Source organism: Bacillus sp. MMSF_3328, assembly GCF_030733525.1.
Lineage (GTDB): Bacteria > Bacillota > Bacilli > Bacillales > Cytobacillaceae > Bacillus_AB > Bacillus_AB infantis.
Genome location: NZ_JASHIV010000004.1, coordinates 346,019 through 372,695 on the forward strand (window position 1 = coordinate 346,019; position 26,677 = coordinate 372,695).

Consider the following 26,677-nt stretch of genomic DNA (forward strand, 5'->3'; position numbering starts at 1 on the left):
CTAGCGAATTAATCTACCGATTGAGAGCATTAATCTACCGAATTAGCGATTAATTTAACCAATTGAGCGGATAATCTACCAACTCAGCGAAATCGGCTGCAAATTCGTGGTTTTTAACCAGTTGGAGAGCGGGAGCAGCCAGGGTTCGCGGTATTTTTATGAGTGGGGTGCTTCCATTGCGGCTATTTTAATGGTATGAGAGAGGAATCTACCGACCTACTAACGATTCTACCGATTGAGAGCATTAATCTACCGAATTAGCGATTAATTTAACCAATTGAGCGGATAATCTACCAACTCAATTATTCATCCACCCGAAAAGCCACAAAACAGTCCGCTGCCAAAAAACTTCACCCCGCTACCATGCTAATCATCTGCCAATCTAATATGTTAAAATATGGTAAAAATCTGTTGACACTATAAAAATTTTATTCATACAATGAAGAATAGAATAAATAAATCATAATGGATGATGCGCAATGAAGAGAAAAAACACATCAACTTATAATTTTCGAAAGAGGCTGCATGTCAAACCCCTGGTTTGATGGCAGCCTCTTCTTTATTTCGCTAATATGCTGAGGGGGAAAGATCATGATTGAATTGACAGGCAGCACATTGACATTGGAACAGGTAAAGGTAATTGTTTTTGAAAAAGAGCATGCGGCAGCATCAGCAGGTAGTATGGAGAGGGTGAAGGAAAGCCATGAGGCGGTCCGGAAGATTGTTGAAGAAGAAAGGGTCATTTATGGCATCAACACCGGCTTTGGGAAGTTCAGCGATGTGCTCATTAACCAGAAGGATGTAAAGGCGCTTCAGCTGAATCTGATCCGTTCCCATGCATGCGGGGTGGGGGAGCCTTTTCCGGAGTCAGTTTCAAGGGCGATGCTGCTGCTGAGGGCTAATGCGCTTTTGAAAGGATTTTCAGGTGTAAGGCCGGAGCTGGTTGAAAGGCTGCTGGCTTTCTTAAATGAAGAAATCCATCCTGTCATTCCGCAGCAAGGGTCGCTTGGGGCGAGCGGGGATCTTGCACCATTGTCCCATCTTGCTCTTGCTCTGATCGGTGAGGGGGAGGTTTTTTATAAAGGAAAGAGGATGCCTTCATCAGAGGCCATCGAATCTGCCGGACTCCCTCCGTTCCATCTGGAGGCGAAGGAGGGGCTTGCCCTCATCAATGGCACCCAGGCGATGACGAGCATGGGGGCGGTCGCCTATCTGGAAGCCGAGCAGCTGGCTTTTCAAAGTGAGATGATCGCTGCAATGACGATGGAGGGCCTGAACGGCATCACAGACGCATTTGATGAAAGAATCCATCAGGCCCGCGGCTACCAGCAGCAGATAGATACAGCCGCTCGTATGAGGGATTATCTGGCCGGTAGCAGGCTGACGACCGTTCAAGGTGAGCTGCGTGTCCAGGATGCCTATTCTCTCCGGTGCATCCCCCAGGTTCATGGGGCAAGCTGGCAGGCGCTCGATTATGTAAAAGAAAAATTGGAGATTGAAATGAATGCGGCGACCGATAATCCGCTGATTTTTGATGAGGGGGAAAAGGTCATTTCCGGCGGGAATTTTCATGGGCAGCCGATTGCGTTTGCGATGGATTTTATGAAAATTGCTGTTGCGGAGCTGGCCAATATTTCGGAAAGGAGAATCGAGCGGCTCGTCAATCCGCAGCTCAGTGACCTGCCTGCTTTTTTAAGTCCGGAGCCTGGCCTGCAGTCAGGTGCGATGATCATGCAATACAGTGCGGCCTCTCTGGTTTCGGAAAATAAGACGCTGGCACATCCGGCGAGCGTTGATTCTATTCCGTCCTCCGCCAACCAGGAGGATCATGTAAGCATGGGGACGATTGGATCCCGCCATGCGTGGCAGATCATCCAGAATGCGACCCGGGTGCTGGCGATCGAGCTGATCTGCGCGATGCAGGCAGCCGAGTTCAGGGGTGTTGAAAAAATGGCCCCTAAAACAAGAAAAATCTACGAAAAAGCAAGGGAAATCGTCCCATCCATTACAAAAGACAGGGTATTCTCAAAGGATATTGAAAATTGTGCGGCCTGGCTGAAGGAAGGAATAATGAAATAAGGGGAGGACTGCCTCCCCTTATGTTTAATCTTCTTCTTCGATCCGGTTTTTGAAGGCTTCCTGGACGACGATGAATTCTTCATCCTCAATCGCGTCCTTAGAGTGCCTTTCCACTAGCGTCCCCTCAGGGAATTTTCCGGGATGCCCTTTTCGTTTATGGTCAAAATGTTCTCCGCGTGACATAAGCAGATCGTCTCCTTTCATAGGTGGAAATCGGTTCTTTCCGTAGCTTTCCCGCCCCGGCCGCCGGATATGTGCGCAAAACTTGTTCAGCTTTTGCAGGAAGTGCATATCTATATTGATATATAGCAAATTAGAAAGGAGCGGTGCATATGCGGGAAGCGTTCCAGGCGGAGGATCTGGCCAAACAGCCCATGCCTTTTACAGCTTCAAAAGGGGATCCAGCCCCGCTGTTTACAGCGGATGCTGTGATTGACCAGGGAATCCAGAAGGTCAGCCTGCAGGATTTCCAGGGCCAGTGGGTGCTGCTGTTTTTTTACCCCAGTGATTTCACCTTTGTCTGACCGACAGAATTGGCGGCGGTCGCCGCTATTTACCCTTATGTAAAGAACATGAATGTGGAAGTCCTTGCCATCAGCACGGACAGCGTCTATTCCCACAAAGTGTTCAAAGAAACATCGCCTTCCCTGAAGCATGTGACCTTCCCGCTCCTGAGCGACCGGACCCACAACATCAGCAAGGCATACCGCGTGCTTGATGAAAATTCAGGTGCGTCCTTCCGGGCATCTGTGTTCTTGAACCCGGAGCAGATCATCCAGGCAAAACTGATTTATCCCGGCAATATCGGCCGCAATCTCCATGAGCATGTCCGCATCCTTCAGGCCCTCCAATATGCAAAACAGACTGGCAAAGGCACACCTGCCAACTGGATGCCGGGCCAGCAGGGGATGATGAGCGACCCGAATATGATTGGGAAAATATAAATTGGAGCTGCTGGTATAGGAATGCAGCAGGGAACAGTGGTATCCAAAAAAAGAAGACCCGCCTTCCTTAAGCGGGTCTTTCAGCTTGATATATGAACTGCGGAACGCAGGCTTCCTAGTCTTTACCCGTACTCTGCTTGGCATTCACAATCAGCGGGTTCAAGCCTGAACCTGTTCTTTTGATCTGTGTGGCGCCTTCTGTGTTCTGGCCTTCCAGATAGGAAGCATATTTTCTGTTCCAGTATTTCATGGACAGATAGATGAAGATGCCGGCAATGATCAAGATGGCAACTGTGGCTGGCCAGAAGGCTGGGGAAACGACAGCAGCTTCATAAGCAAGGCCGATTTTTGAAAAGACGATATACGTAAAAGCGACAAGCGAGAGAAGAATGATGGAAACCGGAATGACGCCCTTCCAGGGAACCATATTCACCTGGGCATCTGCACGGAAATGATAGGCAGAGGCTCTCGGCTTTATTTTTCCGATAATGATCATCATCAGGATTTCGACAGCAAACAGGATGGCATAGATATGGATAAAGTGGATTGGCACCGTATAGCCAAACAGATGGTCAGTGCCCCATACGAGCATATAATAAGCAATCACATGGAAAATGATGACTACTTTCGGAGCCAATGCCGGAATATATTTCGAGAAAATACCGACGAGTACGATGGCGATGATCGGTATGTTGAAAAATCCAGTGAATCTTCTGATCAGGTCCCAAAGGCCGTCAGATGCGTTCATCAGCATCGGAGAGATGAATAAAGAGACAATGGCGAGAATGGTTCCGAACCATTTGCTGATGCTGATCAGCTTTTCATCACTCACATTAGGATTGATCCTTGGCTTGTAGATATCCAGTGCAAAAAGGGTGGCGGCGCTGTTCAGCAATGAATTGAAGGAGCTGAACACGGCTCCCAGCAGGACCGCAAGGAAAAATCCGGACAGATAGCCGGGCATCACATCTGAAATCAGGGTTGGGTAGGCAAGGTCGACTGATTTCAGCGAATTGCCGTAAAGATGAAAGGCGATAACGCCGGGAATCATCATAAAAACAGGGACAAGCAGCTTATAGAAGCCTGAAATCATAACACCCTTTTGGCCTTCAGCCAGGTTTTTCGCGCCTAATGTACGCTGGATGACATATTGATTAGAAGCCCAGTAGAAGAGATTGGCAAAAATCATCCCGGTAAAAATGGTGCCGAATGGAACAGAATCTTCCTTTGTCCCAATGCTGTTCAATTTTTCAGGATGCTCAGTGGCAATGGTTTTCAGGCCGCTGAAGAAATTGCCGTCACCAAGGGCGAAAAAGCCAAGAACCGGGATCAGAATACCGATGATTAAAAGGCCGATCCCGTTTAATGTATCAGAAACAGCAACAGCCTTCAGTCCGCCGAAGATGGCGTAAATGGCTCCGATGATGCCGATGATCCAGATGACGAGCCAAACAGAAGATTGGTATGTAATGCCCAACAGGGACGGCACATCAAACAGCTGCAGCACAGCCAATGCCCCCGAATAAAGCATGGATGGAATAGTAACAAGGATATAGCCAAGCATGAACAGGATGACGGTGTAGCGCCTCACCCCTTCATCAAAGCGCTTGCTTAAAAATTCAGGCAGTGTCGTGAAGTTTCCGCCCAAATACTTTGGCAGCAGATAAACAGCCATGAAGATGATGGCAAAAGCAGCGGTAACTTCCCAGGCCATATTGCTCAAATTGGTCCGGTAGGCCTGTCCATTCAGGCCGATCAGCTGCTCGGCCGACAGGTTTGTCAGCAATAGCGATCCGGCGATGAAGCCCCCTGTCAGTCCCCTCCCTGCCAGGAAATATCCTGTAGAATCGCTGACTGCCCCTTTCGTTTTCACATACGAAATCCAGGCAACGATCGCCATAAAAAAGGCGCAGGATATTAAAGTGAAAGCAATTCCCCCAGTAAACATAGGTGCACTTCCTTTTCTCTTTTTTGTTCGTTTAATAACCTGAAATGGCACATTTCAAACCTTTTGCTCTAGTGGGATATAATGCCATCAGCTTTCAAATAGAGAGAAAGGCATTTATAATAAAGGAAAGGATTGAAAGGAGGCCGCAGATGGACTTTTTTGGAATCATTTCAGAAGAACGGATCAAGAAAGGCTATAAAGAAGGCGAATTTGAAAACCTTCCCGGCTTTGGAAAACCGCTTCCGCATGATGAGCTCTCCCATGTTCCTGACGATTTGCGCATGGCTTACAGAATGATGAAAAATGCAGGCTATACAGAAGAAGACAATGCTGTGAAGCAGGAAATGGCCACCATCGAGGATCTTATAAAAAAATGCGAAGACCCTGCAGAAAAGAAAGATCTTCAGAAGCAGCTGAACCAGAAGCTGCTGAAATTCAACAGCATGATGTCTCAAAGGCGGGCAAGCACAAACTCCTCGATATTTAAAAACTATGAAGATAAAATTCATCATAAATTAGTTGATTGAAAGCTCCTGTGTCAGGGGCTTTTTTCTTTTAAAATCACCCTGCACGAATAGCATGAGGAAATTCTCCCCTTTTTGGTTAGAATGTTTTGCCGAAATTCAGAGTTGGGAATTGACTGGAATAGAATAAAAATGGGAGGGATGGTCCGTGTATTTATCTATTGCAATCAAGCTCCTGCTGGGACTGATATCCCTGCTGGTTATCATGCGGGTGCTGGGAAAAAAGGAGATGGCACAGGCAACTCCATTCGATTTTATTTATGCATTGGTCCTTGGAGGGATTCTTGAGGAAGGTTTGTACGACAGCAAAGTCTCTATTTTACATATTCTGTTCACCTTCGCCGTCTGGGCTGTCCTCATCTATGCGATTGAAATTCTCGTCCAGCGGAAGGATAATCTTCGGGCACCCATCAAAGGGCAGCCCGCCCTCCTTATTGAGAACGGCAATATTAATATTAAAGCGATGGATAAAAACCATATGGAACTGGAGCAGCTGCTCTCGATGCTCAGGGGCAAGGGGGTGTTTTCACTTCGTGATGTGAAGTATGCCATCCTGGAAACAGGAGGAACGCTCAGCGTCATGAAGAACGCTGAGGCAGAGCCGCCGACAGCTAAAATGATGGATATAAAGCCGCCTTCCAAGGAAATTAGCATTCTGCTGATCGATGAAGGAGCCATAGAAAAGGAAAATCTTACATTTGCAGGAAAAACCACTGATTGGCTTCTCTCGGAAATTGAAAAGCTGGGGTACGAAAGAGCAGAAGATATTTATTATGCAGAATGGAATAAAGAGGAGGGTTTTTATATCAAAGGCTATGATGAAGAAAGAGAAACAGCCAAATAGCAGGTATATGGACCTGGTTATTGTGGCGATTTTATTTTAAAAGTAAAAGAATTGCAGATTAATATTAGGAATGTCCTAAATAAATGAGGGTCCCTGTCGAAATAAATAGAAATAGACATTTTATTAAGACAGGTGACGTATATGGATAAATCATCATTAATTGGGGTTATTCTGGCAATCATTGGCGTAGGGGTCGGTATGGTGCTGAAAGGGGTGCATCCTTCAGCATTGGTGAACCCGGCTGCCATCCTGATCATCATCGTTGGAACTATAGCCGCAGTTACCATCGCTTTTCCAATGAATGAGCTGAAAAAGGTGCCAAAGCTTTTCGGCATATTATTCAAAGAAAGAAAACAAATGGTGCCGACAGAACTGATCAGAATGTTTTCAGAGTGGGCACAGCTGGCGAGGAAGGAAGGCCTTCTTGCACTGGAAGCCAAAACAAACGAGATTGAAGACCCTTTCCTGAAAAACGGCCTCTCGCTCGCAGTGGATGGTCAAAGTGCCGATTATATCAGGGATGTACTCTCTGAAGAGATCGAGTCAATGGAAGAAAGGCATCTTTCAGGAGCAGCCATTTTCACACAGGCCGGTACATATGCACCGACACTTGGTGTGCTTGGTGCGGTTGTCGGACTGATTGCCGCCCTGGGGGATATGAGCAACACCGACGCGCTCGGACATGCCATCAGTGCAGCCTTTGTGGCAACCCTGCTTGGGATTTTCACTGGATACGTGCTTTGGCATCCTTTTGCCAACAAACTGAAGCGCAAATCAAAGCAGGAGTCAAAGCTGAAATATATGATGATCGAGGGGGTCCTCTCCATCCTTGAAGGAGAAGCACCGCGCGTCATCGAGCAAAAGCTGGCATCTTATCTGCCTTCAGGGGAAAGGAAGCAATTCCTCGAGGAAAGCGAAGTGAAGGCAAATGAGTAAGCGGAAGAAAAAGGAGCATCATGAGGAGCATGTTGACGAGTCCTGGCTGATTCCCTATGCTGACATCCTGACGCTCCTGCTTGCCCTTTTCATCGTCCTGTTTGCGATGAGCTCAGTGGATGCCAGGAAATTCGAGGCCCTGTCAAAGGCCTTCAATGATGCATTCAATGGCGGGACCGGCTTCTTCGACTTCCCGAGCCCGATGCCGGATGGCGCCATGCAGTCAGCCGACAAGGCCGATACCGAAAACAAAGACGAGGTAGAAAAGGCCTCTGCTGCCGGCACTTTAGAAGAAGGCCAGAACGATATGGAAGCAGAAGGCAAAATCCAGAAACTCACAGATAAGCAGGAACTCAAGGAAGTCGAAGAAAAGGTGAAAACCTATATTCAAAACAATGGCCTCACAGACAAGCTTGAGACCTCGCTGACAGATGAAGGACTGCTTGTAACGATCCGGGACAACGTCTTTTTCGCTTCCGGAAGCGCTGAAGTAAGATCCGGCGAATTGACGATCGCCGACGAAATCGGCGAATTGCTCGTCATGGACCCGCCGCGCAATATCATCATCAGCGGACATACTGACAATATGCCGATCAAAAACTCCGAGTTTGAATCCAACTGGGAATTAAGCGTCATGAGAGCCGTAAACTTCATGAAAATCCTGCTGCATAACAAAGACCTGGACGCCCGGGCCTTCAGTGCGAAAGGATTTGGCGAATTCCAGCCGGCCGCCTCCAATGACACAAAAGAAGGCCGGGACAAAAACAGGCGGGTTGAAATTTTAATATTGCCGAGAACATAAGCCGAGCCGAAATGGTTCGGTTTTTTTATATAAATTTATATAGTGTATCTGCTTTTGCTTTGATAAAATTTAGAAATCACAAAATTTACTAAAAGAAGGCTATGAAAATGAACAGACTAAAGTTATATGCTAAGCAGTTCCATCCAGTGGTATGGGTCCTTCTGGGAGGGACGGTACTGGCAAGAGGCGCTTCCTTTATGACGCTGCCCTTCCTCGCCATTTACCTTTCCAGTACAATGGACCTCCACCCGCTTTTGATCGGCCTGACCATTGGGATCAGTCCGCTGACCGGGACCATTGGCGGCTTTATAGGCGGCTATCTTTCGGACAGATTTGGCCGAAAGCCCGTCATGCTGAGTGCCCTGATGATGTGGTGCCTCGTTTTTTACGGGTTTGCCCTGGCTGATTCACCGGCCTTATTTGTCATATTGAATGCTTTAAACGGCTTGTGCAGCTCCTTTTTTGAGCCGACCTCTCAAGCGCTTATAGCCGACCTGACAGACAAGAAATACCGGATGAAGGCCTTTTCGCTCCGCTATACCGCCATCAATGTCGGAGCATCTGCCGGCCCGCTGCTTGGCGCCTATCTGGCTGCTGTTTCCGCAGACAGCACATTTGTGATAACCGGGACGATCTATCTGCTGTATGGAATATTCCTGGCAGTATTTTTGGCCAGATATAAGATTAAAAAAACAGCAGATCCCGCCAAGAAGGGGGCGACCTTCAAGGAGTCGATCCGTGTGGTCAGACGGGACAAAGCACTGCTCTTCCTGATACTGGGAAGCATTCTGATCAATTTCGGCTATGCCCAGATTGACTCAACCCTCCCGCAATTTTTGGAAAACGAACTGGCCAATGGCATAGTTGTATACTCAAGCCTGCTTTCCATCAATGCTGTGATGGTGGTGATCCTGCAGCTGCCGATCAGCTCTTTTGCTGAAAAATTCCAGCCGCTGCAGGTGATGATGTGCGGCTCTGTCCTTCTATCGCTCGGACTGGTATGCTTCAGCTTTACAAATGGCTGGATCATTGGCATCCTGGCCATGCTCATCGTTACAATCGGGGAAATCCTGATCTTCCCTTCCAGCAGCATCATGATTGACCAGCTGGCAGACGATACGAACAGAGGAACCTACTTTGGGGCCAGCCAATTCCGGAAAATCGGCCATTTCGCAGGCCCGATCCTCGGCGGCTTCCTGCTCGGCCAGACCGGAGGGCAGATTGCCTTCTGGATGATCGCGGGGCTGTCATTGGGCAGTATCGTCTTTTACAGGATGGGGAATCTGGTGACAGTGAAGGCGGGAGTGCGGAGTGTGGAAGGGTAGGGTGTTTTGTAATGGGTGAGGTGCTGGGGGAGGAGCAGCTGGCAAAGCACGGAGTCGCAAATATATAGGGGAAACTCGCAAATAAAGTCGGAGAGTCGCAAATATAATGGAAAACTCGCAAATAAGAGCCAGGGGCCGGTTTTTGCAGAGTTGCTAATAAAAGCCAGAAGTAGCTAATATACTGGAAAAGTTGCTAATAAAATGAAAAAGTTGCTAATAAAAGTGGAAACTTGCTAATAAAACGAAAAACTTGCTAATAACCGCAAAATGAGCTGCCCAATGAACGTTTAAAGCTGACCATTAGCCCAAAAACCGCAACTAAACGCCCAAATTCCATCCCCAAACACAAAAACAGGACCCTCCAGCCAAGGGTCCTGTTCAATATTACAAAGAAATATTAACTTCTGACTGCATTTCTTCTTTGGCTGCTGCTGTTTTTTTCCCATGAAGGATATAGTAGAGCCCAAGGCCGATCAGCGAGACAAGAACGAGCACCATGTATAGCTTGGCAAACCCTGTGTAGACGGCGACGATGCCGAGTACATAGGAGCCCAGGCCGATGCCGGAGTCGAACATCGTAAAGAAGGTGGAGGTGGCCAGCCCTCTTTTCGAAGGATCCGCATTTTTGATGGCAACGGTCTGCATGCTTGGCACGATGGTGCCGTAGCCCAGGCCGATCACGGCGCCGGCAAGCAGGAACAGGAAGCTGTTGTCTGCAAGGCTGAGCAGGAAAAGGCCGGCGGCAAATAAAACGATTGCCGGATAGATGACCCGGTTTTCTCCGTACATGTCAAACCAGCGGCCAGTGAACGGGCGTGAAATCAGGATGAAGGCTGCATAGACGACAAAGAAAAAGGATGCCGCCTGCATGAGTCCGAGCTCCTTGGCGTATACGGAAATGAAGGATAATACGCCTGAATAGGCAAACGCAAGCGTGCCGGCTGCAATCGAAACCGGAACGGCATTTTTTTCAAACAAGCTTGAAAAAGCGAATGAAGGCTGCTTTGTTTTTTCACCGCTGTTTTCCGGGATGCTGATGATAGATGAAAGCACCAGAGCCAGAACGGCAAGCACCGTACATAAAACAAAAATCCAGCTGTATGCGGCATATTGAATGATGGTCAGCCCGGTAAAAGGCCCAATAACCATGGCAAGATTCATGAACATGGCATAATAGCCAAGTCCTTCGCCGCGCCTTTCAGCCGGGACGATATCAGCGACAATGGCACCAGTGGCCGTTGTGGCCATCCCGAAGCCCGCGCCATGCAGGAAGCGGACTGCCAAAAGCATGGGCAGGCTGTCTGCCGTAAAATAAAGTGCAGAAGCCACTGTAAAAATAACCATAGAAATCATCAGGATTTTCTTGCGGCCGATTTCGTCGATCCATTTTCCGGTAAAGGGCCGGGAAATGACGGCGGCAATCAGGAATACCGAGATGATGAGGCCGACCTGTGATTCGCTTCCTTTTAAATCATCAAGAATATAAATGGGAAGGGTCGTCAGCAATATATAAAAGCCAATAAATAAGAAAAAACTAGTAATGGAAACGCCTAAAAAGTCCTTTGTCCAAAGGGGTTGTTTCTTCATGTTTGTCCTCCTTGATGTCTTGTTTACTGAGAGTCTGTGAAGTAGTGAGAAGAAAAACGGAAGATCTTGCGGGGCTGATCAACGTCCGGAATTTTGCTTCATTTTTTGCATGACTGATATGGCAGCCATTAATTCTTCTTCAGATATATCCTCCAGCATTTTTTGTTCGTATTGTTCTACAGCGGCCAGCCAATCCGGATATTTAGTGAGGGCCGCATCCGTCAGCAGAATCTTTTTTTCCCGTTTGTCTTTCCCCTGCACCCTGCTGATCCAGCCGGATTTTTCAAGACGCAGAAGGGCTCTTGTCATGGTCGGGGCCTCAACGCTGAGATAGGTGGATAGCTCAACCTGTGTGCTGGTGCCTGTTGTTTTCAGCCTGTAGATGATCGGCCATTGTGCGGCATAAAGCCCCATGGGGGTCAGCACATCGTTCAGGCCTTTGGAGAACTGCCGAGTGCATTGATTGAAGCTGTGAAAAAAAGGATCCATTTTATTCATAAACGATCACCCGTTTCAATTAGTTGCCTAGCTAACTATAAGGTAAAAAGACATTTTTGTCCAGTCCGTTTTAAGAAACAGGTTTGAAGAGTAGCTTGAAGGGAATGGGTTAAACAGCAGCAATGTGCAATTTATCTACTAGGGGGAAATTCAATTGGACTCATTTTTAGAGCTTGTGGGAAGTATATCGGCTTGGCTGTGGGGGCCGCCGATCATTATTATCCTGGCTGGAACAGGCATATATTTAACCTTTTTATTGGGATTCTTCCAATTCAGATACCCTATTTATATTTTCAAGCAGACCTTCGGCAGCGTGTTTAAAAAGCCGAAAGGGGAGGGGACGGTCACTCCGCTTCAGGCACTGACATCTGCACTGTCTTCGACAATCGGAGCAGCAAATATCGTAGGTGTACCGGCAGCCATCATGTTCGGCGGACCGAGAGCCGTCTTCTGGATGTGGGTAATTGCTTTGATCGGCATGGCTATTAAATTTTCGGAAAGCGTTCTGGCGGTCAAGTACCGCGAGAAAAATGAGGACGGCGAATATGTCGGCGGGCCGATGTATTATATGACAAAAGGGCTCAATATGAAGTGGCTGGGCGTCTGGTTTGCCTTTGCCCTGATGATCGAGCTGATCCCGAGCATCATGGTGCAGGGAAATGCCGTTTCATCTGCTGTTTCAGAGACTTTTGAAATCAATGGACTGTGGACGGGAATTGCCGTTGCAGCAGTAGTATCATTAATTGTATTCGGCGGCATCAAGAGGATCGGGCAGGTAACCGAAATCCTGGTTCCATTTATGGCATTGATTTATGTGGGAACAGCGCTTGTGATCCTTTTTATGAACTTCAGCAAGGTTCCTGAGGTATTGGAATTAATCTTCACTTACGCGTTCCAGCCGGCAGCGGCAATGGGCGGTTTCGCAGGTGCAGCCATCGGCGAGGTCATCCGCTGGGGCTTTGCACGAGGATTATATTCCAATGAAGCAGGACTTGGGACGGCTCCGATCGCCCATGCGGCTGCACAGACGGACCATCCTGTCAGGCAGGGCTTCTGGGCGATTGTCGGCATAGTCGTCGATACACTGATTGTCTGCTCCGCGACAGCTTTTGTCGTGCTGTCTTCAGGCGTCTGGCAGAGGGAAGGGGCCATGGATGATCCATCATCCCTGACAACAGCAGCCTTCTCTCAATATTTCGGACAGACAGGCAGCCTCATTGTTACCATTTCACTCATATTCTTTGTGGTTTCAACCATCATTGTTGTCATTTTCTACGGGTCGAAGCAGGCGGAATTCCTCTTTGGCGATTTCGCAGGACAGGCCATCAAGTTTGTTTATATCGGAGCAATCGTGCTTGGGTCGGTAGGCGCCGCGCAAACAATCTGGCAGTTCCTTGACCTCGCGCTGGCCGCCATATTGTTTCCGAACATCATAGCCGTCCTTCTGCTGAGCAAGCAGGTGAAAGAGCTTAAAAATGAGTTCTTTACCTCGGAAAAATATTATTTGAAGGATATTAAAAAGAAAGATGATGCTGCTTAAAGAGGCGGGGAATTTCCCCGTCTTTTTTTGTGCAATCCCTTGGGCGGTCTGACTTCATACCTATAAGTCAGACCTATATTTTTCCATAAAAACCATTGCTCTTCCCGTCAACAAATGTTTATAATTTAGACAAAAGTTTATGAAGGCGGTGACACGCTGTGAATGAAAAAGAACAATCCATTTTAACTTTGATAAAAGAGGACCCGTTCATTTCCCAGAATGAAATTGCAGAAAAGACCGGGTTATCACGCTCGGCCGCAGCCGGCTATATATCCTCGCTTGCCAAGCAGGGCAAAATCCTGGGAAGGGCTTATATGCTGCCGAACAAGAAAGAAGTTCTCTGCATCGGCGGGGCAAATATTGACCGGAAAATTCAGGCGATTGGCAAAATTGAAAGCGGTACCTCGAATCCTTCTGCCAGCTCCCAGTCATGCGGGGGCGTTGCCAGGAATATTGCCGAAAACCTTGGGCGCCTTGGCTGCGACGCAAGTCTTATGACGGCAGTGGGCGATGATGCTGAGGGCAGCTGGCTGCTGGGCTATACAAAGGATTTTGTCGACATTTCCCCGTCCCAGACATTGCCTAATACAGCAACAGGAACATATACAGCAGTTTTGGACCATGACGGCGAAATGACAGTCGCTTTTGCCGATATGGTCTTATACGATAGCATAGATTCAGATTTTATCGAAAAAAGATGGGGCTATATTGCCTCGGCAGAGATTGTCCTGCTCGATACCAATTTTCCGGCAGAAGTATTGAAAAAGACGATTTCCCGCTGCTACGAAGAGTCTGTTCCGCTTTGCATCACGCCGGTCTCGTCCCCAAAGGTGAAGAAGCTGCCCGAAAATCTGATGGGTGTCACATGGCTGATCGCCAATCATGACGAAGCTGAGACACTGTCAGGAATGAAGATTAATAGTGATGGAGATTTCTTTAAAGCAGCCGAGAAGATCATGAAAAAAGGCGTGGAGAAGGTCGTCATCACAAGAGGAGACAAAGGGCTGATTTTCTACACGAAGGAAGGCGAGGCAGGGGTGCTGCTTCCGCCTAAGATCAAGGTACAGGATGTGACTGGGGCAGGCGACTCGCTGGTTGCCGGAATCCTTTACGCCCACCTGAAAGGGCTTAATACAGAAAATGCCTGCAAAATCGGCATTGCCTGCAGCATGCTGACACTGCAATCAGAAGAAACCGTCAGTCCGATTTTAAATAATGTCAGACTTCAGGAAACATTTCAGCAAAATTTCAGCTAAAAAAGGAGACTCATACTATGTTAGAAAACTATCTTGAATTCTCAGAAGAAGTATTGGAAGCAAGAAAAGCAAATAAACCGGTTGTCGCATTGGAATCAACAATCATTTCCCACGGCATGCCATACCCGCAGAATATCGTGACAGCCAAAGAAGTAGAAGAAATCATCCGCCAAAATGGTGCGGTGCCTGCAACCATCGCCATCATCAATGGAAAAATAAAAATCGGCATCTCTGAGGACGAGCTCGAATTCCTCGCCCAAAGCAAGGACATTGAAAAAGCCAGCCGCCGCGACCTTCCTTATCTGATCGCCCAGGGCAAAAATGGCGCAACCACTGTTGCAGCAACCATGATCTGCGCAGAGCTTGCCGGCATTGAAGTATTCGTCACAGGCGGCATCGGCGGCGTCCACCGTGAAGCGGAAACAACCATGGATATCTCTGCTGACCTGCAGGAGCTCGCCCAGACCAATGTTGCAGTCGTCTGTGCAGGCGCCAAATCCATACTGGATATCGGTCTGACCCTTGAATACCTGGAAACACACGGCGTCCCGGTCGTCGGCTACGAAACAGACAAGCTGCCGGCATTCTACACCCGGACAAGCCCATTTGACGTCAACCACCGCGTGGATGCGCCTGAAGATGCCGCCAGCCTGATCCGCACAAAATGGGAGCTTGGCCTGAACGGCGGAGTCGTCATTGCCAATCCGATACCGGAAGGGGATGCCCTGGAAGAAAGCTTCATCACCAACGTCATCGAAACAGCGCTTCAAGAAGCGAAAGACAATCAGATTGCCGGAAAGCTGGTCACACCTTTCCTCCTAAGCAAAGTAAAAGAACTGACAGAAGGAACAAGCCTCACAGCCAACATCGCGCTAGTTAAGCATAATGCCGAAGTTGGAGCGAAGATTGCGGTTGGGCTGCAGAAATAAAATGGTGGAGAGCCGGTCCCAGGTGGGGGCCGGTTTTTTTGATTGGTGCTGACATCAAGATATCAGTGCTGGTTGCACTCGTGTGTCAATTTTTCAATCGCAGAGATTCGTCAAGAGTGTGGAGCTTCAACCCTCTTTGCAGTCAAAATATACCGCTCCGGTGCACTGCCGACAAAATAAAATGGATAGCATGTTGAAAGTGTCAGTATTTCCTCCGGAGCCGTCGGCTTAATGACAGTAGTATCATCTGCATCGACAATAAAAGAGTTGATGATTTCATATGTGAAATCGCCATAGGGCATTTTCACAACCAGCTCATCCCCCATTTTTAGTTCACCTATTTTGCGGAAAACGGTATCTCTATGGCCGGAGAGAAGAATCTGATCTTTCTGCCCAGGGAATACAGTGCCAGCGTAATGCCCGACTCCTTTTTCCAGTTCTTCTTCATCGGTTCCTTCTATTATAGGAAGCTCTGCTTTTAGTGCCGGGATTTCTAAAATGCCGATAATGTCGCCTGTTTTAAAGACAGGGATGATTGGCTTCTCAGCTGGGCGTTCTTTCGAGGGCAAAGCTGCTTCCTTTATTGGAAGTGTTCTCTTTGCAGCCTCAAGGGCTTCCTCAGTTTGCTGGCTTTGTTCTGCTGCTTCCTTTACAGAGAACAACAGCAGCCCTCCGCCAGCCAGAATGAATATTATAGCTGAGTATAATAGTAATGTGCCTTTAGCCTTCACTTGCCGTCATTGCCTCCATGTGTGTTTTTAAAGCGGATAAAATCAAGGTAATAGCTGAAATCCTCTTTTGTAATGCCCTGGTCGATCGCCTCCTGGACAAGGCCCAGCCATTCGGGATCAAGCTCTGTTGGCTCAATATTACTTCTCACTTTATAGTCCAGAAGCTCTTCTACCGATGTACCAAGCGTAGCTGCAAGCTTGGAGAGAACCTGAAGGGAAGGGTTTTTCTGAATATCACGTTCAATATAGCTTAAGTACGACTTAGAGACCCCTGATTTTTCAGCAAGCTCATTTATGGAAAAGCCTCTGAGAAGCCGCAAGCGTTTTATCCTCTCACCGACCATTGGAATTCCCCTCTATCTTATAATATAGACGCTCTTCCATTATAACGAACATTAAGTTCATTAAAAAATACAAAAAAGTAAGAATAATTGAGAAAGTCTGAGAAAAACCTTGAAAAACGTTCGTTAAAAAGAAAATACGGCTAAATTTGGTAATTTTCAAAGACTGGACTAATATACTATACTCATCTTGTGAGTTCGATAAAAAGAACAAAAGTGAACAGTTACTAAGAATGGGTAGATTAATAGAGAAGTTAGAGGAAGGTGAACAAAGGGTGAAATTCAACTGGAAAACCGTCAGGAAAATCATCAGCAGCATCATTACATGGCTATTATTTATCAATCTCATTTTAATGGCATTTCTCGTGATCTCGTCCAAAGCTTCCGGCGGAGAGCCCCAGGCATTTGGCTATCAAATAAAAACTGTTCTCTCCGGTTCAATGGAGCCGACCTTTATGACCGGATCAATCATCGCAGTCAAACCTCTTGAAGGCAACGATAAGAAAGAACTGAAGAAAGGCGACATCATCACTTTCATGGAAGAGGACAAGAAACTGATCACCCACAGAATTACAGATGTAACCGTCAGCGGAGAGCATGTCTTATACGAAACAAAAGGGGACAATAACAAATCCAAAGACATGGACCCGGTCCTCTCTGACAATGTCACTGCCGTCTACACCGGATATACCCTGCCGTATGCAGGTTATTTCATAGACTTCGCCAAATCGCAGAAAGGCGCCGCTATCCTATTGATCGGCCCTGGCATCCTCATGTTAGGCTATGCAGCCTTCACCATCTACCAGGCCATGAGGGAACTCGAGGCCAGAGCAAAAGGCAAAAATGACTCAAATGAAAAAACAGCTTGATCAAGGTTGAAATCTCTGTGGCAACACAGGGTTCAATATAAAAAATTATACATACCCAAAGGGTAAGAGGAGGAAACGGAACATGGGATTTAAAAAGAAAGTTGGAATGGGGATTGCATCTGCGGCGCTTGGAATGTCTTTGGTTGGTGGGGGAACGTTTGCTTACTTTAGTGACAGTGCTGACGCAACTGCAAAATTCCAAGCAGGAACGTTGGATCTGAGTGTTAATCCAACAGAAATCATAAATGTGGGTAAAATTAAACCAGGAGATACTATGCTGCGTTCCTTTAAACTTGTAAATGGTGGAAATCTTGATATTGCTACGATTGATTTAAAGACTCAATACGAGATTTCTGATTGGAAGGGAGATAATGCAGGAGATGACTTTGGTAAGCACATCCGTGTTAATTTCCTTACGAATGCTGATAAATTAGATTCGCCAATCTGGTCAACAACCCTTTATGATTTACAAACAATGTCTCCAGATGTAATTGAAGGAAATTTTTGGAGCGGTTGGTTTGCTGAAAATGGAGGCAAACTTGCAGCAGGAACTACAGACACACTGTATGTACAATATGAATTTGTTGAAAACAATGCAGATCAAAACAAATTCCAAGGTGACTCTCTATCCCTTAAATGGACATTTGAAGGCAAACAAGGTGCTGGGGTAGCAAAATAAGTTAAATAAAGAAAGGCGGGATAATTCTCTATCCCGCCTTTTCCTAAATAACCAATCAGTGAGGTAATGCCATGACCAACCTGCATAAGTTGGCAAAACCGAAGGTAATATTCACCATTTTAACCTTGTTACTTTTAACTCTATTTCCAACATTAAAAGCCTTTGCTGAAGACAAAGAAATCGACATTAATACTAACCTGAACGGCTATTTTTTCCACGTTGGTGATTTAAAGCCTGGCGATTGGATGCCCCGTGACATCACTATCATCAATAACGGAAAGCAGGATTTCAGATACACCACAATCATCGGGAAAAAGAAATCTGTTAAGGGTCTTTTCGAAGAGTTAGAGCTTTTAGTCAAAAAAGGCAATGACACTTTATATGAAGGAAAGATGAAGGATTTCAAAGGCTTCACCCCAAGACCACTTAACAAAGGCCAATCTGAAACTCTATTTTTCCAGGTGACAATGCCTTACGAGCTCGGCAATGCCTTCCAGGATTCTTCTGCAGAGGTAGAGATACTGTTTGTAGCTGAAGCGCTTGATGGCGGAGGCGACCCGCCAGGAGATGGAGATCCACCAGGGGACGGAGATCCTCCAGGAGACGGAGATCCGCCTGATGATGGGGACCCGCCGGGAGAGGGTAATCCAGGAGAAGACCCAGGGGATAATCCCGGTGATGAAGATCCTCCAGGTGAAGACAATCCTGATGACGGGGACAATGGCGAGGATCCGGGTGAAGGGGACAGTGAGGACCCAGGAGATGACAGCAGCGGCCCAGGAAATAATCCCGATGAACCGGCAAGCGGAAACCCAGGCAGCGATCCAGGTGACGGTATAACGGTCACACCAGAAATCAGAGAAAATATACTCCCTGACACGGCAACCAACACATATAATTTCATGCTTCTCGGAGGCATTTTGCTGGGGGCAGGCGGCATATTATTGCTAGTAAGATACCGCAGGATCAGGAAAGACCATTAACAGGGCCTTGGAATGCTATTCAAGGCCTTTTATCTAAGGAGGAACCCCCCTATGTACCGAAAAAACTGCCCTAAATGCCACCGCCCATCCTACAGCAGCAGTGAAATGGGCGAATGGCTCTGTCCGGTGTGCGGCAATGATCTGACGCTGTTTCCCTTTTTTGATGCGTTTACATTTGAGCAGCTGCCGGTGAAGGTGGTGCCTTTTAAGAGGAAGATGGAGAGCTATAAGGGAAGGGCCGTTAAATAGATAGAGGAAATAAGGCCTACCTAAAAGCTGTCGACGGAATGAGCAAAAATCTTACACTATACCCAGATTTACCGGGCCAGAAGTCTTATGGGTTTCCGGAAGATTTCTAAATCTATCCAATTATCCTTCATTTTGTCGAATAATATCTTAAAATAATTTGAAGAATTTGACAAAATACAACACGCAAATGCTGGGAAAACTTTTATAGTAGTCTTAAGAGGATATGAAAAAAGCAGGAGTGAGCAGAAAAAGGCAAACCTGTTGAAAGATGGGGACGCAAAGTCACAGGTCTACCGCGCTTATCGATAGTAAAGTCGGATGAGGCGCCAGGACGGCTGGATTGCCTGGAATACGAAATGTATTTTAGGGGGAAGAGAAGGGTTATGAAAAATAATTTGCAGGAATTGGACTTGGAATGGGTGGCACTAATTGCTGAAGCAAAGAATATTGGCCTGAAAAAAGAAGATATACTTAACTTTCTTGCCGGCCAGCCGGCAGTGGATCTGATAGCGGATAACGGCTGAAAACTAACAACAGAATATAGAAAGCTAAGTGTTTCTCTGCAGGAGAAATGCTTTTTTATTTTGCGGGGACATTGGAGGTTACGGAGGCTGTCAAGCTTGATGACTGGTTGTCCTTTTTTGTATAACAGCCTCGGAGCAGTTATTTTTTTTGATTGATCCTCCATTTATTGAATTCGAGGAATTCGCGGAACTGGTCCTTTGAGATGCCGGAATCCATTGCTTCTTTGACGATGTTCATCCATTCAGAATCCAATTCTTCTTTATTGGGCTGGTCCAGGATCAGTGTATCAACCGGAACATGAAGAACAGCAGAAATTTTTTCTAAAAATTGAATGGAAGGATTCGTCTGAAGATTTCTTTCCAGGGAGCTTAGGTAGGATTTTGCTACGCCTGCCTGTTCAGCGAGCTCTGATAATGACATCTTTCTCTCCTGACGCAGTCTTTTTACACGTTCGCCAATCATTGTTCCACACACCTTTTATCCAGAAGTTATTTGATCGAAGAGTTATTTATTAAGAACGATTTGTTCAATCACTATATTTCATTTTAACACAATTGTAATATCTTTTCCTAAGAGTCCAGACGAAAAAATCAAATTTTTCTTAATAGAAACTGAATCCGCTGAAGACTTGAACTTTACGTTAACGTAAATGTTATATTGGTGTCAGAATAGTTAAAGAATTTAGGTGATAGTGTGGAATACACCATTTCGGAGCTGGCAAAGGCTTTCGATGTCAGCACCAGGACCATCAGATATTATGAAGAGCTTGGCTTATTATGCCCTAATAGAAATGAAAATGGAAGAAGAATTTTTGCCAAAAAGGATTATATCCGCCTGAAGCTGATTTTCCGGGGCAAGCGCTTCGGATTTAAGCTGGATGAAATAAAAGAAATGATCGTGCTCTTTGACCAGGACCGTTCAGGGCGGAAACAGCTGGAGCGAACGGTCGAGTATGGCAGGGACAGAGTAAAGGAGGTGAACGCCCGCATCGAGGAGCTGCTTTTTTTAAAAGAAGAAATGGAAAAGATGCTGGACCAATTTGAAAAAAGGCTGAACGAAAAGGGGGATCATATATGAACGTATCTGAATTGCTGGCGAGGAACGGAAGGAAATATCCAAACAGGGAGGCTGTCATTTCCGGGGAGGAGAGGCTGTCTTATAAAGAGCTGAACAGCAGGGTCAATAAGCTGGCAGATGCATTGAGGACGAGGGGCTATGAGAAAGGAGATAGAATTCTGCTTTTCATGCCAAATGTTTCGGAATTTGTGGTTACGTATTTCGCGGCGATTAGGATTGGTGCGCTGATTGTGCCGGTGAACAGCCGGCTGACGGCCTCGGAATTGGGTTATATCCTCGAACATAGCGGAGCGAGAGCTTTATTTGCTCATGAAATGCTGGTTGAACAGACGGGAACCCTGAATGAAAGGCCTGGTCTCGAGTGTGTGAAGACAGGTGCAGCAGCGGCTGGCTGGGCCAGTTTTGAAGAGCTGGTGACGGGCGGCCGGGATATGGATGCGGGAATTCCTTTGATGGAGGATGACGAGGCCGCGATCCTTTATACGTCAGGGACGACCGGAAATCCGAAAGGGGTTCTATTTACACACCGCAATATTCTTTCGGCAGCGATCATGATGGCGGTGGAAATGTCCATGCAGCCGGAAAGCCGCATGCTCCATTTGATGCCGCTGAGCCACTCGGCGCCGCTCCATCTGTTCCTGATTGCAGGGACCTATGTGGGGACAGCCCATATCATGGCTCCCATTTTCACACCGGAAGTTTTGTTAAAGCTCGTTTCTTCGGAAAAAGCGACCCATTTCTTCGGTGCACCGGTTGCCTATCTTTTCACAGCCAAGCAGCCTGATATCGAAAAATATGATTTGTCTTCAATGGAGTATTGGGTATACGGCGGGGCTCCGCTTGGAGAAAAGGAAGTCAGGCTGGTGAAGGAGCGGCTGAAAACGGACAGCCTTTATTGTGTGTATGGACTGACAGAGGCCGGTCCGAGCGGGACCCTGCTGCTGGCTGGCGAGCATGGACAGAAGGCAGGCAGCATCGGGAAGAGAGCGGCGCTCGGAACGGAGATCATGATTGCCGATGAAAAAGGCAATCCAGTCGAGCCAGGCGAGGCTGGCGAAATCCTTCTGAAGGGCGAAGGCGTCATGAAGGGATATTATAAAGGTCTCGAAAAAACAGCGGAAACGATTAAGGACGGCTGGCTCTATTCCGGTGATATGGCCAGATTTGATGAGGACGGCTATATCTGGGTCGTCGACCGGAAGAAGGATATGATCATTTCGGGCGGCGTCAATATTTTTCCGAAAGAGATTGAGGAGCTGCTGGCTTCGCATCCTGCCATTGCCGAGACAGCAGTTGTCGGCGTGCCGCATCCGGAGTGGGGCGAGACAGTAAAGGCCTATGTTGTGCTGAAGCAGCCGGGCAGTCTGGATGAGAGTGAGTTAAAGGCATTTTTGTCAGGAAAAATAGCTGATTATAAGATACCTAAATTATATGAAGAAATAGAGGCGCTGCCGCGGAATGCGACAGGTAAGATTTTGAAGCAGTCATTGAGGCAGCAGAAGCAATCTGTTTGAGGAGGGGCAACCTATGAATTTTTATCAGGAAGATCCGAATTTGGCATTTGTGCTGAAGCAGTATATGGATGAGGAATTTTTTGCATGGGCTGAAAAGGAGCTTGAAACGTTCGGGGGGTTATGTGCCGGGGAAATTGACGAGCGGGCGGTCCATACCGACAGGGAAGGCCAGCCGCGGCTGATCAAGTATGACAAAATGGGCAATGATATTTCCCATGTCTGGCTGAATGAGGGATACAGGAAAACGGTGGAGCAGACTTATAATGCCGGCATTGTCGGCTATGTCCATAAGGAAATTCCCGAGCTTGGGCGCAAGGGGAATTATGTGTATTCGTATGCACAGGGATATCTGCTGTCACAGACGGAGCCTGGCTTTTACTGCCCGGTCACTTTAACGATGGCGACCGCTTATCTGATCGATCATTATGCGGATGAAGAGCTGAAGGAGAAGTATTTGCCTCATGTGATCAGCACGGGCGAGACCGAGCTGTTTGAAGGTGCGACCTTTCTGACGGAGAGGCAGGGCGGCTCTGATGTAGGCGCCAATGAAGTGAAGGCCGTGCTGGAGGACGGCCAGTACCGGATTTATGGGGAAAAATATTTTGCCTCCAATGCGGGTGCGTGCGGAGTGGCGATGGTTTTGGCAAGGAGAGAGGGGGCGGCTTCTGGATCGAAAGGCTTGAGCTTGTTCCTTGTTCCATGGCGGAAGGAGACCGGCGAGCTGAACGGACTTGAGATCAGGCGGCTGAAGGATAAGCTTGGCGTCCGCGCTGTGCCGTCAGGAGAAGTGGTCTTCCACGGGGCAGAGGCCCATCTGGTAGGCGATGCGGATAAAGGAATCCACTATATGATGGAGGCGCTTAATCTGTCGCGGATCTGCAATAGCGTGGCTAGCATCGGCATCATGCAGCGGGCTTTTTTGGAGGCGAAACAATACGCTTTTGTGCGGAACGCCTTTGGCAGCAGGCTTGCTGACTTTCCGATGGTAAAAGAGACACTTGCCAAGCTGGCTTCAAAGCAGGAGGTTGAGACGAGTGCCGTGTTCAGTCTGATTGCGCTGTATGACCGGGTGGCGGCAGGCGAAGCTTCGCGCGAAGAGGAAGCGATGAACCGGCTTTTGATCGCACTGCTGAAGAAAGAAACAGCTGAGCAGGCCATTCATTTTGCGCATGAATCGATTGAGATGCATGGCGGGAACGGCTATATTGAAGACTTTGTCACACCGCGGCTATTGCGGGATGCGCAGGTGCTGACGGTTTGGGAAGGTACAGCTAATATTCTGGGGCTTGAGATTTTGAGATTGATAGAGAAGTTTCGGGCAGATGAGCTGTTTGTCGGGAAAATGGAGGCGGAGCTTGAGGGGCTGGATGAGCGGCTTCAGGAGTTTGCGGCACCAGTTTATGCGGGTCTTTTGAAGTTGAAGGAACTGCTTGCGGCTGTTGGACGCGGGGATCGCGATATGCAGACGTACCACTGCAAGCGGGCAGCTGTGCTGATGGGGAAAATCTATGAAAGTGTGATCGCTTTGAAGGATGCAGCTGTCGGTGGTGAGCGGAAAGAGATTGTAGCGCGGGTGTTTTTGAATGATGCGTGGGGGCTGACTGAGGTGCTGGATGAAGAAATGCTGCCGGTGAAGCATTTTGATGTACTGATGCATGTTGGGGAAGCGGCGGAAGTGGAGATTTGAGTGGAGTGTGCGCTGAATCTGGGATTTGGCGCTTTTTTTGTGCTGGTGCGGAGGTTTGCTGGTGGTTCGGCGGGAGGTTATTTGCGAGTTTGGGAGGATATTTGCGAGTTTTGGGATATATTTGCGACTTGGGGCGGCGGGGGTGGCTCGGTTGAGCGTGCGCTGGCTGGAAGGGAACTGCTGCCGGGCGGATATTAGCAACTTTTTCGTTTTATTAGCAAGTTTTCCAGTATATTAGCAACTTTCGCCATATATTAGCAACTTTTCATTTATATTAGCAACTTTCAGGTTTTATTAGCAACTCCGCCGTCAGAGCTCTCCACCGCATCCCGGTGCCAGGCACCACCCCGCACAAAACAGCGCCGTTTCTGCATCCCCGCAGCTCCGGTACCAGGCACCACTCCAAAAACCCCAGCACACCCCCTGGTTTCAAAATCCCAATTCCAGGCTATAAGATGAGAAAAAGGTGGTGGACTGGATGGTTCTTAAGACAGAGGTGGCGATATTGGGCGGCGGAATCGGCGGGCTGACGCTGGGGCTGAAGCTGGCGCAGGCGGATGTGCATGTGACGGTGATTGAAAAGCTTGATGGTCCGTCGCCGGTGTATAAGGGAGAGCTGCTGCAGCCGAAGAGTCTGCAGATTTTTGAGCAGCTGGAGATCCTGAGTGAGATTGAGTATAACGGCCATAAGTTTTCGAGGATCAATTTTTCCGAGATTGATGAAGAGGAAGAAGAGCTGGCGATGGATTACCAGGTGCTTCCCGGGGAATTTGATTATGCGCTGATGATTGAGCATGAGACGCTGAAGGGCATTCTCCTGAAGCATGCGATGAGCTATTCCAATTTCGAATATATAAAAGGCGGGCTTGGCAAAGGGTATTGCGAAGACCGGCTGATTGTGGAGGTGCGGAAGCGGAAGGAGCAGTTTTCGCTGAAGGCGGATTTCTATGTCGGGGCAGAGGGCCGCAACTCCCTGACGAGAAAGAAGATTGAGAGCGAGACGAAGAAGATTGATTATAATCATCATTTCCTGACGGTGACTTTCCCGCGGCCGGACAGTTTGACAGAAGGGCAGATCATTACGGCGAAGGATAAGTTCCTCGGATTGTTCCCGCTTCCGGACAACAAGGTCCGTTCGGTGTATCTCATACCGGAGGGGACTTATAAGGAGTTTCAGGAGAAGGGGATCGAGCATTTCCATCAGAAGTACATCGAGCTGTACCCGGAGCTTGATGGTTATGTGACGAAGCTGAAGAGCTGGAAGGATATTCAGCTGATGATTCCGACCGCCTTTTATGCAGATAAATATGTGGACGGCAACCATGTCATCCTTGGCGATGCGGCGCATACGGTCCATCCGATGGCCGGTGAGGGCATGAATATGGCGATCCAGGATGCCGATGTGCTCGGCGAGCTGCTGGTGACGATGTATGAGACAGGGAATCTCAGCCCGAAATGGCTGAGCTGCTATGAAAAAGTCCGCAAGCACCGGGCGGAAAAAATGATCAAGTTCAGCCATTTATCAGCACTTGCCTATTCCTATCCTTATCAGCTTGTGACAGGGATCAGGCAGAAGGGGCTGAAGCAGATCGAAAGGGACAAGAAGCTGCAGTTCAAACAGATGCTGAATATTTCAGGACTCGGATTCTGGCAGGAAAGCCTGCTGGACCGCGCCATTCAGATCGGGATGCTGCCTGCCCGCGAGAAGAAGCTCTCGCCTGCAGAGAAGGAAAGTTATTTTTACAAAGAAAAGGATGACTATCCTTGGAAAACGAAATTGGCAGGAGGCGTGCTATGATCTCGGAATATATAAGACTATTAAAAGCAAGGAACTGGATGAAGAAAAACCAGCCTTTCCTGTACAGCTGGCATGCTTATGTGGGATTTGAGCTGGATTTGTTCTCCCAGTTCAAGGATCCGAAGACGGTCCGCGAGGTGGCGGCGGCGCATGATTACCAGGAGGAGCTCCTCACCAGATGGGTGGAGGTGGGACTGGCGGTCAAGCATCTGAAGAAGAAGCGCGATGGAAAAATCAAGACCGCCTCAAAATTCAGCCTCCCCTCATCGCCTAAGAATCCGCGTTCGACAGGTGTCATCCTGAAGGAAATGATGGAGCTCCATATCCCGACACTGCTGACCTATCCGGATATGCTGCGGAAAAATGAGCGGAACACATTTGACAATGACGAGCACGGACCGACCGTGGCACGGACTTCCTCCCTCTTGGAGCAGCTCGCACTGCCAAAGATGTCCAAGGTAATAAAGAATAATGATATAAAATCGATTCTGGATGTAGGATGCGGCGAAGGAGGGTATCTTAAACGGATCAGCCAGAAACATCCGGACATTACCATGACCGGTATTGAAATCAATGAAGATGTTGCAGAATCTGCAGCCGGCAATTGTGCTGACAATCCGAATATCAGCATCGTCCATGCGGATATGCAGGAATATGAACCGGAGAAAAAGGCAGATTTGATCATGATCAATAATCTCCTTCATTATATTGAGCCTGAGGAACGGGAAGGCTTGTTTGAGCGGATGAGCGGCTGGCTGTCGGATAAGGGGACGATCACTGTCATTACCCCGATTCTTCATTCCAAGAAGGGCGAGGAATTTTCAAGCGTCTTCAACAGCTTTTTCTCGGCATTTGAAAATCTGTATGCCACCCCGACGGAAGAAGATATGATGAAAATAGCCGGCAAGCTCGGGATGGAAATAAAGACCTTCAAGCCGATCATCACAGAAGGCGGATGGTATTTCGTTGAGCTGGGACGGGCATAGAAAAAAGACGGGGCAGGTGCTCCGTC

The 26,677-nt window shown here is 47.8% G+C and carries 27 protein-coding genes and 1 riboswitch; of the genes, 20 read left to right on the top strand and 7 right to left on the bottom strand.

Features of this window, described 5'->3' with window-relative positions; all coding sequences use genetic code 11:
- Positions 1 to 591: 591 nt before the first annotated feature.
- The gene (gene hutH / locus RBB45_RS10365) at positions 592 to 2,079 is read left to right on the top strand and encodes a histidine ammonia-lyase (RefSeq protein WP_306009529.1); all 1,488 of its coding nucleotides are present in this window, start codon (positions 592 to 594) and stop codon (positions 2,077 to 2,079) included.
- 24 nt (positions 2,080 to 2,103) lie between these two features.
- On the opposite strand, the gene RBB45_RS10370 is transcribed toward hutH, so the two are convergent.
- Positions 2,104 to 2,262, bottom strand: coding sequence for a hypothetical protein (locus RBB45_RS10370; RefSeq protein ID WP_022543366.1), 159 nt, complete (start codon positions 2,260 to 2,262; stop codon positions 2,104 to 2,106).
- Positions 2,263 to 2,453: 191 nt separating this feature from the next.
- On the opposite strand from RBB45_RS10370, the gene RBB45_RS10375 reads away from it, so the two are divergent.
- Complete coding sequence (locus RBB45_RS10375; RefSeq protein ID WP_306009567.1) at positions 2,454 to 3,023, top strand: peroxiredoxin; 570 nt, start codon at positions 2,454 to 2,456, stop codon at positions 3,021 to 3,023.
- Between the two features lie 115 nt (positions 3,024 to 3,138).
- Here the strand turns inward: RBB45_RS10375 and RBB45_RS10380 are convergent, their stop codons facing one another.
- Positions 3,139 to 4,971, bottom strand: coding sequence for a solute:sodium symporter family transporter (locus RBB45_RS10380; RefSeq protein WP_306009530.1), 1,833 nt, complete (start codon positions 4,969 to 4,971; stop codon positions 3,139 to 3,141).
- Between the two features lie 149 nt (positions 4,972 to 5,120).
- Here RBB45_RS10380 and RBB45_RS10385 point away from each other — a divergent pair, with 149 nt between their 5' ends.
- The 5 genes from RBB45_RS10385 (at position 5,121) to RBB45_RS10405 (ending at position 9,402) form a co-directional block, all read left to right on the top strand.
- A complete protein-coding gene (locus tag RBB45_RS10385; protein WP_306009531.1) occupies positions 5,121 to 5,498 on the top strand; it encodes a DnaJ family domain-containing protein in 378 nt (125 codons plus the stop codon).
- Between the two features lie 145 nt (positions 5,499 to 5,643).
- Positions 5,644 to 6,339, top strand: coding sequence for a DUF421 domain-containing protein (locus RBB45_RS10390; protein ID WP_306009532.1), 696 nt, complete (start codon positions 5,644 to 5,646; stop codon positions 6,337 to 6,339).
- A gap of 141 nt (positions 6,340 to 6,480) precedes the next feature.
- Positions 6,481 to 7,275, top strand: a complete 795-nt coding sequence (gene motA / locus RBB45_RS10395; protein ID WP_306009533.1) for a flagellar motor stator protein MotA — start codon at positions 6,481 to 6,483, stop codon at positions 7,273 to 7,275.
- Positions 7,268 to 8,077: a flagellar motor protein MotB gene (gene motB / locus RBB45_RS10400; protein ID WP_009792159.1), complete on the top strand. Its 810-nt coding sequence runs from the start codon at positions 7,268 to 7,270 to the stop codon at positions 8,075 to 8,077. The genes motA and motB overlap by 8 nt, the downstream gene beginning before the upstream one ends.
- A gap of 107 nt (positions 8,078 to 8,184) precedes the next feature.
- On the top strand, positions 8,185 to 9,402 hold the full coding sequence (locus RBB45_RS10405; RefSeq protein WP_306009534.1) for an MDR family MFS transporter: 1,218 nt from the start codon (positions 8,185 to 8,187) through the stop codon (positions 9,400 to 9,402).
- 384 nt (positions 9,403 to 9,786) lie between these two features.
- Here RBB45_RS10405 and RBB45_RS10410 read toward each other — a convergent pair whose 3' ends face one another.
- Together RBB45_RS10410 and RBB45_RS10415 are read right to left on the bottom strand one after the other, a co-directional pair.
- Positions 9,787 to 10,989: an MFS transporter gene (locus RBB45_RS10410; protein ID WP_009792154.1), complete on the bottom strand. Its 1,203-nt coding sequence runs from the start codon at positions 10,987 to 10,989 to the stop codon at positions 9,787 to 9,789.
- Between the two features lie 78 nt (positions 10,990 to 11,067).
- Entirely contained in the window at positions 11,068 to 11,487 is a 420-nt protein-coding gene (locus tag RBB45_RS10415; protein WP_009792153.1) for a MarR family winged helix-turn-helix transcriptional regulator, read from the bottom strand.
- A gap of 154 nt (positions 11,488 to 11,641) precedes the next feature.
- On the opposite strand from RBB45_RS10415, the gene RBB45_RS10420 reads away from it, so the two are divergent.
- From RBB45_RS10420 to RBB45_RS10430, 3 genes are all read left to right on the top strand, one after another.
- Positions 11,642 to 13,027, top strand: a complete 1,386-nt coding sequence (locus tag RBB45_RS10420) for an alanine/glycine:cation symporter family protein (RefSeq protein WP_306009535.1) — start codon at positions 11,642 to 11,644, stop codon at positions 13,025 to 13,027.
- A 158-nt stretch (positions 13,028 to 13,185) separates the two neighbouring features.
- The gene (locus RBB45_RS10425) at positions 13,186 to 14,283 is read left to right on the top strand and encodes a carbohydrate kinase (RefSeq protein ID WP_306009536.1); all 1,098 of its coding nucleotides are present in this window, start codon (positions 13,186 to 13,188) and stop codon (positions 14,281 to 14,283) included.
- Between the two features lie 17 nt (positions 14,284 to 14,300).
- Positions 14,301 to 15,212: a pseudouridine-5'-phosphate glycosidase gene (locus RBB45_RS10430; protein ID WP_101551192.1), complete on the top strand. Its 912-nt coding sequence runs from the start codon at positions 14,301 to 14,303 to the stop codon at positions 15,210 to 15,212.
- A 110-nt stretch (positions 15,213 to 15,322) separates the two neighbouring features.
- Here the strand turns inward: RBB45_RS10430 and RBB45_RS10435 are convergent, their stop codons facing one another.
- Positions 15,323 to 15,943 (bottom strand): class D sortase, encoded by a 621-nt coding sequence (locus RBB45_RS10435; protein WP_306009537.1) that lies wholly within the window; start codon positions 15,941 to 15,943, stop codon positions 15,323 to 15,325.
- Complete coding sequence (locus tag RBB45_RS10440; protein ID WP_009792148.1) at positions 15,940 to 16,287, bottom strand: helix-turn-helix domain-containing protein; 348 nt, start codon at positions 16,285 to 16,287, stop codon at positions 15,940 to 15,942. The genes RBB45_RS10435 and RBB45_RS10440 overlap by 4 nt, the downstream gene beginning before the upstream one ends.
- A gap of 230 nt (positions 16,288 to 16,517) precedes the next feature.
- Between RBB45_RS10440 and sipW the strand changes: the two genes are divergently transcribed.
- The 5 genes from sipW to RBB45_RS10465 all read left to right on the top strand — a co-directional run bounded on the left by sipW (position 16,518) and on the right by RBB45_RS10465 (position 19,588).
- Positions 16,518 to 17,153 (top strand): signal peptidase I SipW, encoded by a 636-nt coding sequence (sipW, locus tag RBB45_RS10445; protein WP_009792147.1) that lies wholly within the window; start codon positions 16,518 to 16,520, stop codon positions 17,151 to 17,153.
- 82 nt (positions 17,154 to 17,235) lie between these two features.
- The gene (locus RBB45_RS10450) at positions 17,236 to 17,832 is read left to right on the top strand and encodes a CalY family protein (RefSeq protein WP_306009538.1); all 597 of its coding nucleotides are present in this window, start codon (positions 17,236 to 17,238) and stop codon (positions 17,830 to 17,832) included.
- 71 nt (positions 17,833 to 17,903) lie between these two features.
- Positions 17,904 to 18,815: an LPXTG cell wall anchor domain-containing protein gene (locus tag RBB45_RS10455; protein ID WP_306009539.1), complete on the top strand. Its 912-nt coding sequence runs from the start codon at positions 17,904 to 17,906 to the stop codon at positions 18,813 to 18,815.
- 51 nt (positions 18,816 to 18,866) lie between these two features.
- Complete coding sequence (locus RBB45_RS10460; protein WP_022543371.1) at positions 18,867 to 19,064, top strand: hypothetical protein; 198 nt, start codon at positions 18,867 to 18,869, stop codon at positions 19,062 to 19,064.
- 241 nt (positions 19,065 to 19,305) lie between these two features.
- Positions 19,306 to 19,412, top strand: a riboswitch (cyclic di-GMP riboswitch).
- 35 nt (positions 19,413 to 19,447) lie between these two features.
- Positions 19,448 to 19,588, top strand: coding sequence for an anti-repressor SinI family protein (locus RBB45_RS10465; protein WP_101551199.1), 141 nt, complete (start codon positions 19,448 to 19,450; stop codon positions 19,586 to 19,588).
- Positions 19,589 to 19,727: 139 nt separating this feature from the next.
- Here the strand turns inward: RBB45_RS10465 and RBB45_RS10470 are convergent, their stop codons facing one another.
- Positions 19,728 to 20,051 carry a helix-turn-helix domain-containing protein gene (locus tag RBB45_RS10470; protein WP_009792142.1) on the bottom strand — a complete coding sequence of 108 codons (324 nt, stop codon included), beginning with the start codon at positions 20,049 to 20,051 and terminating at the stop codon, positions 19,728 to 19,730.
- Positions 20,052 to 20,282: 231 nt separating this feature from the next.
- Between RBB45_RS10470 and RBB45_RS10475 the strand changes: the two genes are divergently transcribed.
- The 5 genes from RBB45_RS10475 to RBB45_RS10495 all read left to right on the top strand — a co-directional run bounded on the left by RBB45_RS10475 (position 20,283) and on the right by RBB45_RS10495 (position 26,651).
- Positions 20,283 to 20,666, top strand: a complete 384-nt coding sequence (locus tag RBB45_RS10475; protein WP_101551202.1) for a MerR family transcriptional regulator — start codon at positions 20,283 to 20,285, stop codon at positions 20,664 to 20,666.
- On the top strand, positions 20,663 to 22,180 hold the full coding sequence (locus RBB45_RS10480; protein ID WP_306009540.1) for a class I adenylate-forming enzyme family protein: 1,518 nt from the start codon (positions 20,663 to 20,665) through the stop codon (positions 22,178 to 22,180). Before RBB45_RS10475 ends, RBB45_RS10480 begins: the two co-directional genes overlap by 4 nt.
- Positions 22,181 to 22,193: 13 nt before the next feature.
- Entirely contained in the window at positions 22,194 to 23,867 is a 1,674-nt protein-coding gene (locus RBB45_RS10485) for an acyl-CoA dehydrogenase family protein (protein WP_306009541.1), read from the top strand.
- Positions 23,868 to 24,345: 478 nt separating this feature from the next.
- A complete protein-coding gene (locus RBB45_RS10490; protein WP_009792136.1) occupies positions 24,346 to 25,665 on the top strand; it encodes an FAD-dependent oxidoreductase in 1,320 nt (439 codons plus the stop codon).
- Complete coding sequence (locus RBB45_RS10495) at positions 25,662 to 26,651, top strand: class I SAM-dependent methyltransferase (protein WP_101551213.1); 990 nt, start codon at positions 25,662 to 25,664, stop codon at positions 26,649 to 26,651. Before RBB45_RS10490 ends, RBB45_RS10495 begins: the two co-directional genes overlap by 4 nt.
- Positions 26,652 to 26,677 lie beyond the last annotated feature (26 nt).